We start from the raw sequence: 12,243 nt of genomic DNA, 5'->3' as shown, positions 1-12,243 counted from the left end.
CTACGGCGAGGGGCTGCAGGCCGGCTGAGAAGGAACGCACGACTTCCCCATGCCGTCGATTCCCACAAGATAACACGCCGATGAGGAACTTTGAAACAGACACCCCCAAGTACGTCAAAACCAAACACCCCTACATCTGGACATACCAATGAACAATTCCCATATGACCACTAGCATGAGGGGAGACATTATTTATAAAGCATAAAAGAAGGTCCGTTCAGATGGAGAAGCCGAGCGATAGTAAGAATAGCTCCATATCAGTGAATTATTTTTTGAATAGTGCTGCATATAGCGGACTTTTCTCCCTTCTTTCGGTTATCCTTACCGGTCAAGTTTCTGCAACGTCATCACTATGTGTTGGATTAGCACTTGGAGTTTTATCCCTTTTTTCTAGGGGCAGTACTGTTTTTATAGGTGGCTTGATTGAGCGTTCATCAACGGTATCCCTCACTGAGACCGGTTTCGGATTCATAGTTTTTTCACTTTTGCTGCTGCAGCCGGCAATGGGTGGTTTTATCGGCTTCCTTTTTTTGGATTTGGCTTTGCTGGGACTTGGTCTCTCACTGGTTAATTTTGCTCTCAGAGGGCATATCATCGCTAGAGTAAAGGATAAAAAGTCTCAGGCCGCTTTGTTTGCTTTAGTGACCATGACAGCCAATCTTGGATCCGCAATTGGGCCTCTAGCTTCAAATTACATATATAAGGCTTTCGGACAAACGCTCTTTGTTATAGTCATCGTCGGACTCTATGTTTTTTCTGCTTTACTAACTCCAATAGTGCTGACTCATCATGTCTTCATACGCAATGAGAAAAGCAGCAAAGAAAATACCTCTTCCATCGTGAAGACCATTACAGACTCGTTGAAAAGTCCCGGTACGGTTCTTGCCATCCTGGCGGTGTTTGTGGGCAGCATAATGAATGGTCAGCTTTTTGCGGGAATGGCATTGGAATTCCACTCGTTATCCGATAGCCCAGTCATAAGAGGATTGTTCTATTCCATTGATGCCATATCGGTCATAGCACTGCAAATGCCCGTGAGTAAACTCATCTCGCGAGGCATGGCTAATGGGCAGAATGCCACCTCATTCATCATCAAAAGCCTAGGGATTTATGGAATTTCCTTCGCACTATTCGCCTGCGGAGTCTCGTCGTACTGGTGGATATGCATTATATCCTTGGCTGTGTTCTCCATTGCAGAATGCATCTATGCGCCATTAATCAATATTGCTCTGGTAGAGGCACAGCCAGATAAACCTTTGGTGGACATTTTGAACTATCGGCTGATAATTGCAGCCATTGGCGAATCGGCAGGCTCATTCCTTGGCGGTTGGATCGTTCCGGCACTACGTCCTGCAGGAATGACAGCTTGGTATTGGTGCGCACTGGCGTTGGTGGGAATAATACCCGCAGTCGTCACTAATCAAATTGGAAAACGCGGGCAAAGAATCATCCGTCACTAAAGGAGAAGTCACATGCATCCACAAAGATTATTCATACTTGAGAAGATATTGACAAATGCCCTTAAACATCCCAATAGCGAGGCTGTTAAGGATAGCAATGGAACTTTTACATACTCGCACAATTAGTTGAACAAGCCAAACGTATATCAACACAAATAGAAGAGCAGCATCTTTGTGGCTCAGTGATAAATGTAGATGTCGGTAGATGTAAAGAACGAGTGGTCGTTCTACTGGGAATTTTAATGTCAGGATCATTCTATCTCCCATTAGAAGAAGAATGGCCTGAAAAGCGTAAACAAGTAGTCTGCGACCAAGCACATATCAGCGCAAGTGCGAAGTTAACCGAAGACTCTACTCTTCGAATAGTCCCACAGCTCAACGATGGAAGCCGCCCTAAAAAAGACCCTGTACCTTCAGGTGGTGGATATCTTATTTTTACTTCAGGATCAACAGGAACTCCCAAAGGCGTTGTTATTACCGCATCCTCATTGGATTACGTACTTAAAAACAGTATTGAACGTTTTAATGTGTCCAATAGTACAAAATTACTAGCCGTAGCATCTCCCGCATTCGATTTCTCTATTTTCGAGCTGCTACTACCTCTTGTAGCTGGCGGCACTGTTTGTATCGCCGACAAATCAATACCCAAAAATCCAGATTATTTTGAACAGACTACTAAAAAATGGCAGATTAATTGTTTTACCGGAACACCAACTATGTTTACGATGATGACAATGGGAGGTTGGATACCCCAAACGGACGCCACTCTGATATTAGGTGGCGAAAATGTGCCAAATCTACTACTCAAAAACTTGAGCACAGCCAATCAAATATGGAATATTTACGGCCCCACCGAGACCACTATCTATTGTCTTTCAAAAAAGCTAAAACTAGGTGAAGAAATCACATTGGGCAAACCACTCCCCGGAACCAAAGTCTGGGTGCAAACAAAGAAAAAGAATGAGCGTACTGGGGAGCTATATGTCGCGGGCCCTAGCGTTGGATTTGGTTATATAAATAATATCGAATTAACAAAAAATAAATTTTTTACCGATAACTCTACTGGCTTTCAAAGTTATAGAACAGGCGATCTCGTATCACTAACACCTGCTGGGGAGATATCCTTCATCGGGCGAGCTGACAATCAGATAAAAATCCATGGCTACAGAATTGAGACAGAAGAAGTCGAAAACCATATAAACGCTTTTTTGGGTGGTCATGAATCCTGCGTGAGCGCGATTAAGTCAGATTCCGAAACCCGGCTTGTAGCTTTCTTGCCTAAAAACGCTCTCCAATCTCCGATTGATAGTATCGACGCCCTCAGAAATCGCTTAAATCTTGTACTGCCAAACTACGCAATTCCCTCAAATATTTTACTGCTGGACGAACTGCCAATTAACAGCAACGGAAAGATTGATAGAATTTTACTTAAAAACAATTATTTGAAAAAAATGAGCATACGTAATTGCAATAATAAACTTGCACAGTTACGAGAATTGAAAAAACCTACAATGACTCAGGTTTTATCTAATTTATTGGACGAAGAGATTGATGGCGATGACAATCTTTTTGCCCATGGGTTGAATAGTCTCAAAGTTGTACAGTTCGTTTCGAGGATGCGTCGCTTAGGCCAATTTCTAAATGTACGAGATGTTTACCAAAATCCTACCGTAAATCAGCTGAAAACAGTCATTATTAAAACAGATAACGCATTTAGCATACCTAAAACCTGTACGCCCGGTCGGAAGGAGTTCAGAGTCCTTCCATCTCAAAGACGATTTCTGAGCCATAACATAACTACTTCACATAGCTTTGTAGAAAGTGTTGCAGTTAGCGTTCAAATGAACAAAATAATTAATCTGCAAGTTTGTACTGAAATGCTGATAAAAAAGTTCCCAGAAATCTCATACGGGTTATCCTTCAAAGGTCGAGAGCAACATCCGAATCTCATCAAGATTGATGAGCCTATTATGGTTAAAACTATTGACCTTGGTCCAACTGATGATATCCAGTCGAAGATTGATGAGACTCTTGAAGCATCAGCTTCAATTTTAAACATTGAGGACGGCCCTATTGCCGTGCTCCATTATTTCACTAACCACGATACTCATTTATTAGTACTGGTTATCCACCACTGGGCATGCGACGCATTGACCGTTCATGAATACGAGTCTGCATTAAAAGAATTGGCAGAAACAAAAAGAACTGGAAGCAGCATATTTGAACCGGTAGAAGAGATTCCCGGATTCCTGCAGTATGCTGGGTTCTTGGAGGACTTTTATAACTCCGACAAAGGAAGAAAAAAGATAGAAAAACTTCCCGATATTAAAAGACATGACAGTCTCTCCGCTTCTTGGTATCGCGAAAGCGATGGGAATAGTCCCGCAGTTTCGCCACCACTATATATTAGAGATCGCTCTATTCGTTTGCTGCAGGAAAGAGATGGGGAACAATATGGCTTATTAGATAAAATATCCTTAGCAGCGTTGACCAATGCAGCGTCAGAATGTCTCAACCTTGACAACATTGTTATCGACGTAACTCGAAATGGGCGCGAACAAGTTGACTGTCCTGTTCTTCCTTCAATGACAGGTTGGATTAGCAGTTCGATTCCATTTTTCCACCAACACGGCAGATTTAATTCAGTCGATGAAGAGTTGGTCGTCCTTAATGCGGAGTATGAAGAAATGTTACAGCAAGAGACCGCCTGGAACTCATTCCGAGCAAACTCCCCTCATGTATATCCAGAAGCTTGTCCCACATTCTTTCTGAACGTAACGCGCTCTTCCCATAAGAACGAAGTATCTCCACTTTCAACAAACTTAACCCGAGGAAGCACGTATCCATATTCATATGGTTATCCAATTGAAGTGAGGGCACAATATTTTAACGATGAGGCCAAAGTTAGCGTCTCATGCAACACCGCGTATTTCAGTAGGGAGAAGATAGGACAATTTTTAGAATTTTTTAAGGATCATCTCCTTTTAACATCTCATATTTTAGCAAATACACCAGAAAGGGAATAATATGAAAGTACTGCTGATGCAACAACCCAAATCTTTCTCAAATTATCCAAAATGGATTGAAGAAATCCAAGAACGTTTCAATCGTTTAGAGGTCATGGTTTTCACCTCGAACGATCGGGCCGCACACCATAGTTGGCCGAATTCCGTCATCAAGGAAATCGTAGTTTCTGATTATTCCTCCGATAGCGCTACCGCGGAATTCTTCGATATTGTTAGGAAATTTAAACCAGACAGGATAATTTCCAGCTCAGAGGAAGATGTACTGAGGGTTGCAGAGGCGAGAAGTCTATTTGGCATTCCCGGTTTGCAGTATGAACTGGCGCTGCGCTGTCGAGACAAGGTCACGATGAAGCAGACGGCCCTTAATGCCGGATTAAAGGTTATCCCCTACACCTCCTGCAAAAGCTTCGGAGACATCATTTCGGCGTTCGACCGTTGGAAGACGGTTGTTCTCAAACCTCGCTGGGGCGCAGGGTCCGCGGGCATTACGATACTACATTCGAAAGACGACCTGTCTGTCTTAGCCACCAAGCCGGAATTTGTCAAAAACATACATTCAAACCAGTATTATCTAGAAGAATACTGTTCCGGTTCCGTCTACCATGTGGATGTAGTCTATATCAATTCCGATTCGATCCTGATTTCACCGTCACGATATCTTGTCCCGCCACTAGATTTCGAGAAACAAAACACCGGTTCCGTAATGTTAGACGAGAACGACGCCGACTATTCCGAACTGCTCCGGCTGACAAAGCAACTCATTGAATCCTTCAAAGATCAGACGATTCCCAATGTGATGCATATCGAATTCTATAAGAACGAAACCGGTGATTTCATATTCGGGGAAATGGCGGCACGCAGAGGAGGCGGACTCATCAAACAAGAGCTGACAGCCGCCTATGGCATGGATCAGAGTAAGGCCAATTTCCTACTGGAACTTGGCCTTGTCGATGCGGATACCAACATCACACGATTATCCCAATATGGCATACTGCTGGAAACCGCTGGATTGAACTGGCCAAAGGAAAAGGAAATCCCGGATTGGGCAGTTTTAGAATCTGTGGGAAAGAAAAAAGGTATCGCTCACAATTCTGTCGATTCCGACAGGAAATTCCTTATTTCCGGCAAGAATGAATCTGAAATTATTCAACGTTCTAATTATCTTATAAAGAGTCGATATGATGATTAAAAATTGCCTCTATACAGAGGAACGATCGTGACTAATTTTGCAACAGGTTCTATAAATGACGAACTGTTATTTAGAATCGACAATTCTATCGAATCTAGACTCTTCCATAAAATAGTGATACTAGTATCGCTAGGGATGTTGGAAGCCAGCATTGGCGTCTATACGGGAAGTGCGGTAGCAAGTAGCCTGACTGCATCAAAATGGTCGACAGCTCAAGAAAATAGCATGCTACTTTCAGCAAACTTTTTAGGACTACTCATCGGTTCTTTAATTGCTGGTCTAATAGGAGACTACAAAGGAAGAAAAGTAGCATATCAAGTTAACTTATTACTTTTCGGTGGATTTACTGTACTCAGTGCTTTTTCTCCTAATATGGACATGCTGATAGTCTGCAGGTTCCTTGCAGGAATCGGTCTTGGCTCAGAAATAGTGACTGGGTTTACTTTCATTAATGAGTTTGCACCCGTGGCAAGACGTGGAAGGTGGTGCGGACTAGTCTCGCTTGTTGCTAATTGTGGATTACCTACATCAATTCTCCTATCAGCTCTGGTAATCCCAAACACTTCTTGGCGTGTAGTTTTCTTTGTTGTGGGCATATTGGCCATTGTGCTTTGGTTCTTTCGTAAGGACATTCCTGAATCACCCAGATGGCTAATCAGCAAAGGACGGTATGAGGAAGCAGCTCTTATTGTGGAACAGTTAAACAGTGCATCTATAACAAATTATAGAAATAACGACAAATCAAAAGGGACTGCGCTACTGAAGCGCGATCAACATCATAATTTATTCGTTATGCTTACTGTAGGTGTTGTAGCAGCAGTCGCAACAAACGTATGCTCCTACGCTTTCACAACTTGGGTACCAACAATCTTAGTTTCAAAAGGAATCAGCTTATCGAGTTCACTTTTAACAAGTAGCTTAATGATGCTTGGAGCACCTTTTGGCTGCTTAATAGGCCTACTTCTACTTGATAGGATAGGCCGGAAGAAGATGATTGTATCAGCTTTTCTGATGACAGCGATTCTAGGAATAGCTTACGCAAAGCAATCAACAACAATTTCAGCGATAATATTAGGGTTCTTTTTAGTATTGTTTTTGTATGTACTCACCGCCTCTGTTACAGCTGTTTATGTTCCAGAATTATTTCCAACACGAATCCGTTTCCGCTGCGTCGGCATAGTAAACGCTGCCGCAAAATCAGGAAATGTTTTTATGCCACTGTTTGTAGCTTTTCTCCTAGCAAAGAAACAAGAAGGTCTGATATATGCAAGCATTAGTGTTTTAGCTATAGTTGCAATGGTAATTGTTGGCTTCTTTGGCCCTGAAACCTCTCATCGTAAATTACGGTAAATGTTCAAAAAATGAGCTCATTTTACATAGAAAATCTCTACAACATAATTCATACAGAAAATATTACTATCATTTATACTTATGCAAAAAATCTTCCTAAATCGCATGAGTTTGAAGCCGTCGAAGGAAAGAACGGCTACACCCAACGTTTCTATCAGCAGTCTTTAGACGCCCGGGCTTGCGCTCGATATGCATTTAGCGAGTACAACATTACAAGAAGTGAAATTCCTTCTGACATATACGGAAAACCTGTTTGGCCGGAAGGAGTAATCGGCAGTCTATCGCATTGCGAAGGATGTGTGGGAGCAGCTATAGGTTACACCAATTATTATCGATCTATAGGAATCGACATCGAAGAAAATTATTTTTTACCAATAGAAATTGTACATTTTTCTTTGTTTGATAATGAAATTACAACTATCAGTAAGCTAAAAAATAATGATCCTACTGTTGCTTGGGATAGACTACTCTTTTCTGCGAAAGAAGCAGTATACAAGGCAATCTCATACGCCGGAAATAATGCTATACCCTTTACGGACATAGAAATTTCTCTGTTACCTATTCACAAATTTTGCATGAAATCAATTAGAAGTTCTTACGGTACACCAGTAAATGACCCGATTCCTTCCGTCATTGGTGAATGGAGAATAATACAAGACAAAAAACACAGGAAACAGTTCATACTAACGACAGCATGCATGCATAACAACTCTCAAACAGTATGAACTTCGATGAAGCAAGATTGTAATGCTATGGGATTAGAAGGAATGTGAGGCATATATTGCAATATATTAGACATCATATCTACAACTATCAGCCGATGAAGAATAAGAAGCTGCAGACGTTTTCTATGCAGTTTTGAAGTGATGGGAACATAGCCTGATATATGTCTCCCACGCCGCCCATGAACAAGTACATGCAATCGGAATCCTAATAGCCTTGTGCACCCACGAATCGATGTTTTCATACTCCTCGAAGCTTGTCACTCAGGGGTCCATGACGACATCCGCTCACCACACAGCAACTAGCTGGATATGTCAATTGTTTGTTGGATGCGTCGCAAAGCACATGCCATCAGAGCCTTCTCACAACACTCTCCTCGCGACGCCGGTAATGTTCGACCGCAGGGCAAGCACTTCCTCGCACCGCTCCTCCGGTACCTTGCGAACACGTTTTCGGTATCCGCTCTTCTTTGCTCATATTTCCCTGAGACTATCGCGCGGGAGAGCAACAGGCTCCACCCACCCCGTAATGCGGATGAGCCAATCCTACACAATGAGACGCTGCTGACAGGGCAGGAAGCGCATCTCATGGCAGGGCGCCGGCGATCGGCATATCGCCGGGAAAAAGGGAAAAACCGGCATTACGCGCGAGCCGACGCCGTATCACTCCGGCTCAGTCCAGCACGAAGGTGTTGAACGATCGCGGAGCAAGCGTTACCTTGAAGCCGCGTTCGGCGGCATCGGGATCGGCGAATTCGAACGGGCGCTCCTCGTCGAGGGCGTTCTGCGCCACGACCACCACCGTGCCGTCCGGGTTGCGGAAGGCGATGGCCATCGAGTTGAAGTGGCCGGTGGTGCCGAGCACCTTCGCGCCGGGCCTGACGTAGTGCGAGAAGTGGCGCATCACGTAGTATTCCGGATTGCGGCGCACTTCGTGCTTGTCGGCGGTGATGGTGAACAGGGAGTTCTGCCACCAGCCCCATGTGGAATCCTGGTCGTCGAGGATCATGTTCCAGTAGGTGTATGCGGTGGCGCCGTTGCGGAAGTAGTGGTTGATCAGGTGGAAGATGTACTCCGCGTACTCCCAGCTGTTGTCGCCGGTGCCGCATTCGGACTCCGACTGGATCAGTTCGATCTCCGGCCATGATTCGTGCGTGCGGGCGATGCAGTTCTGGCCGGCCCACTGGTAGGCGATGCCCTTGATGTACTTGCGCGCGCCGTCGTCGAAGAGGATGTTGTCGACGAAGCGGTTGTAGTTGTTGAGCGTCATGCCATAGCCGCCGCCGGTCCAGGCCATGTCCTCCGGGCCGTTGAGGGTGCCCAGCCAGATGTCGGTGTCGAGTCCGGCCTCGTCGAACGCCGGTCCGAGGTAGTCGCGGATGAACACCTTGAGCGCTTCGGAATCCCACAGGGCGCTCGGGAACTTCTGGTCGGCGAACACCTCGTTCTGCACGTGCAGCTGGTTCACGGTGATGCCGTGCTCGGCATAGGCCTGGATGTACTTGACGAAGTACTTGGCGTAGGCCTTCAGGTTCTCCGGGGTCTGCACGAGACGGCCGTAATTGTAGGCCTTCGGGCGCTTCATCCACGTCGGCGGGCTCCACGGACTGGAGAACAGCTGCATGTTCGGCTGCCATTCCTGTGCGCGGTGGATGTACGGGATCAGGGTCTGCTCGTCGTGTTCGACGGAGAAATGCTCCATCCCGTAGTCGCCGTCGACCTCGTCGTAGCTGTACCAGTGGTCGGCGAAGTCATTGGCGCCGACGGGGGCGCGGTTGAAGGTGAAGTTCATCTCGTCGGGGCTGAACAGCTCCTTGATGATCTGGTCGCGTTCGGCTTCGCTGACGTTCTGCAGCGGCAGCCAGCCGAGTTCGTTGAAGCAGCCGCCGAAGCCGCGCAGGGCCTGGTATTCGTTGCCGTCGAGCTGCAGGTCGGCCGCGGTGGTGGCGTTGGTGGATTCGATGTCGGAGGTTCGGTCGGCAAGCTTGTTGTCTTGCGTCGTTGCAATCCAGGTGGTCATGATGTTCCTTGGTATCGTCGTTGATAATTCGGATATGCGTTGATGGTTAGTATGGATGGGAGAGGCGGGACGATTCGACCCCGCGGAGGGGAGACGGCCTATGGCACGACCGTCTCCCCCGGTTTACAGCAGCTGCCTTACTTGACCTTCTTGATGGCCATGATGAAGAAGCAGCCGATGATGGCCAATGCGATGGACGTCGGGAACGCGAAGTTGTAGCCGAGGTTGACCACGATGGCGGACATGACGACCGGGCCGCACATCTGGCCGAGGGTGGTGGCCATGTTCAGGATGCCCAGATCCTTGCCGGCCTCTTCCTTGTTCGGTAGCACGTCCACCAGCAGCGCCTGGTCGACGGCGGAGTAGACGGCGTAGCCGAGGCCTGCGATGCCGGCGAACAGGTACATGCCCATGGTGGACTTGAAGATCCACGGCATGGCGATGCCGACGGCGAAGAGCACGGAAGCGACGACGACCGGGACCTTGCGGCGGCCGATGAGATCGGAGACCGGGCCGGAGATGAAGGAGCCGACCAGGGACATGACCATCATGATCATGGACACGACGGACACGGTGACGGCGGATTCCTTGACGGACTGGCCGATGTAGTTCTGGATGATGTACAGCTGGTAGACGTTGATCATCTGGTAGGCCATGAGCATGCAGAAGCGGCCGGCGAACGCCTTGTAGAAGTCATGCGCGGTGGAGAACTTCGGCGGGCGGAAGGAGGAGAGGATGTCCTTGGCGGAGCCTTCGTCCTTCGGCAGGAAGTCTGCGGACTGCTCCTTCGGGATGATGATCACGGCGACCACGCCACCGAGGAACATGAGCACGCCGGCGACGGCGAAGCCCGGAATCAGGTTTTCGATGAACAATGCGCCGAGCATGGTGCCGATCGGAGCGCCGATGGTGGAGCCGGCGCCGTAGAAGGCGGACATGGTGCCACGGATCTTGGAAGGCACGCGGTCGGACAGGATGGCGACCATCGGCGCGATCATGCAGTTCAGACCGAACATGCAGGCGCAGTAGAAGATGGTCAGCAGCACGGCGTTATGCGTGGTGCCGGTCAGGAACAGGGTGACGCCACCGAGCACGGCTCCGAAGAGGATCCACGGGGTACGGCGGCCGAAGCGGGAACGGGAGCGATCGGAGAAGTTGCCGAACATCAGGTTGGCGACCAGGGATGCGACCGCGGTGAACGCGTTGACGATGCCGACCAACGCATCGGCGTTGACGCCCGGGATGGTCTTGTAGTGCATGGGCAGCAGCACTGCGGAAACGATGCCCAGACCGGACATCCACAGCACTCCGAATACCAGGAAGCCTGCGCCGAAACGTGCGGCGTTCATCTTGGACAGCGGCTTGCCGGTTTCCGGGGACAGTGACGGATCCTTTTCCGCCGCGGCGATGTTGGCGTTGTAAGCGGCAAGGCGCTCCGCCTTGCTGGCGATTGCTTCACTCATGAAACTCTCTCCTTCGAATCATGCTTCAGTAGTGAACTTATGTTGTGTGCGATTCCGCACCTTAGCGGTGTATGTGGTGGTGGGGCGGCCTCGCCCCATCTGTTAACTACCATGTGGTAACTAACGTGTTTTCAGTGTAAACCATCTTTCGCAAAGGCACAAGTCGACGTCATGTCATCGCCGTCTCAAAGCGTTTGCAAAACCGGTCGGACACTGTTCCATTCAGCTTCACAGTCACCGGTTTTTATTACCTAGTAACTGCTTAGTTAAATCATATAACAAATCGTTTGTCTGCGATAATCCGGCGTGTTCCAAGGGTTCCCATCGTCTTCTTCTCCCCCTTCTTGTACCTTAGTAAGCACCAGATGAAGGAGAGCATATGCGTCGCCGCACCGAAAACAAACCCAGAAAGCGAATGAGCGCCGAGGATCGCAGGAAGGCGATTCTCGAAACCACGGTCTCATTCATCTCCCAGTTCGGTTTCTGGGGCTTCACCATACGCGATGTGGCCCAGGCTCAGAACATCACCGAAGCCGGCCTCCTTTACTACTTCAAATCCAAAGAACAACTGCTTGAGGAAACCCTCAAATACGCCGATCGGACCAATCAGATCGCCATCGCCGAGCATCTTGGCGTGCAGGGCGTGACCGGCGAAGTCCTTGACGACGGCATCGCGTACCACTGCGATCTGGGGCTGAAGGCCATTTCCACGGGAACCGTGGAGACCAACGCCGACCGTCCGGAGATGGTCCGGCTCTACACCTTGCTGGAAAGCGAGGCGCTGAGCAAGGACCATCCCGTGCACGAGTATTTCGAACAGCGCGAAATCAATCTGCTGAAGGAATACACGTTCGCGGCCAAGCGCGACGGCGTCGCCGATCCGGAGCGCACCGCGCTGCAGGTCCTGTCCGCGATGGAGGGTCTGCAGCTGCGCTGGCTCAACGGATCGCATGACGTCGACTTCATCGGGGAATGGAAGGCCATCATCGACCTGCTCATCCCCTGACCCAGTG

Annotated in this window: 8 protein-coding genes; 6 read left to right on the top strand and 2 right to left on the bottom strand. The window is 48.1% G+C overall.

All coding sequences use genetic code 11. The features are described from left to right. The first annotated feature begins 221 nt into the window (after positions 1-221). From KSX58_RS01690 to KSX58_RS01660, 5 genes are all read left to right on the top strand, one after another. The gene (locus tag KSX58_RS01690) at positions 222-1,460 is read left to right on the top strand and encodes an MFS transporter (RefSeq protein WP_117501647.1); all 1,239 of its coding nucleotides are present in this window, start codon (positions 222-224) and stop codon (positions 1,458-1,460) included. A 110-nt stretch (positions 1,461-1,570) separates the two neighbouring features. After that, entirely contained in the window at positions 1,571-4,486 is a 2,916-nt protein-coding gene (locus tag KSX58_RS10575; protein WP_337927068.1) for a non-ribosomal peptide synthetase, read from the top strand. A gap of 1 nt (position 4,487) precedes the next feature. Beyond that, positions 4,488-5,675 carry an acetyl-CoA carboxylase biotin carboxylase subunit family protein gene (locus KSX58_RS01670; protein ID WP_217736226.1) on the top strand — a complete coding sequence of 396 codons (1,188 nt, stop codon included), beginning with the start codon at positions 4,488-4,490 and terminating at the stop codon, positions 5,673-5,675. Between the two features lie 27 nt (positions 5,676-5,702). Further along, positions 5,703-7,025: an MFS transporter gene (locus KSX58_RS01665; RefSeq protein ID WP_223895210.1), complete on the top strand. Its 1,323-nt coding sequence runs from the start codon at positions 5,703-5,705 to the stop codon at positions 7,023-7,025. A gap of 11 nt (positions 7,026-7,036) precedes the next feature. After that, positions 7,037-7,750 carry a 4'-phosphopantetheinyl transferase gene (locus KSX58_RS01660; RefSeq protein ID WP_117501644.1) on the top strand — a complete coding sequence of 238 codons (714 nt, stop codon included), beginning with the start codon at positions 7,037-7,039 and terminating at the stop codon, positions 7,748-7,750. Between the two features lie 670 nt (positions 7,751-8,420). Here the strand turns inward: KSX58_RS01660 and KSX58_RS01655 are convergent. Both KSX58_RS01655 and KSX58_RS01650 read right to left on the bottom strand, forming a co-directional pair. After that, positions 8,421-9,767 (bottom strand): glycoside hydrolase family 30 beta sandwich domain-containing protein, encoded by a 1,347-nt coding sequence (locus KSX58_RS01655; RefSeq protein ID WP_070122857.1) that lies wholly within the window; start codon positions 9,765-9,767, stop codon positions 8,421-8,423. A gap of 137 nt (positions 9,768-9,904) precedes the next feature. Next, complete coding sequence (locus KSX58_RS01650; protein ID WP_003811111.1) at positions 9,905-11,230, bottom strand: MFS transporter; 1,326 nt, start codon at positions 11,228-11,230, stop codon at positions 9,905-9,907. Positions 11,231-11,609: 379 nt separating this feature from the next. Between KSX58_RS01650 and KSX58_RS01645 the strand changes: the two genes are divergently transcribed. Next, positions 11,610-12,236 carry a TetR/AcrR family transcriptional regulator gene (locus KSX58_RS01645; RefSeq protein ID WP_046999777.1) on the top strand — a complete coding sequence of 209 codons (627 nt, stop codon included), beginning with the start codon at positions 11,610-11,612 and terminating at the stop codon, positions 12,234-12,236. Positions 12,237-12,243: the final 7 nt, after the last annotated feature.

This window comes from Bifidobacterium sp. MSK.17.10, from assembly GCF_019129655.1.
In the GTDB taxonomy this organism is placed as follows: domain Bacteria; phylum Actinomycetota; class Actinomycetes; order Actinomycetales; family Bifidobacteriaceae; genus Bifidobacterium; species Bifidobacterium adolescentis.
Note: the sequence above shows the minus strand (reverse complement) of the source record. Positions and strands in the feature narration are given on the sequence as shown.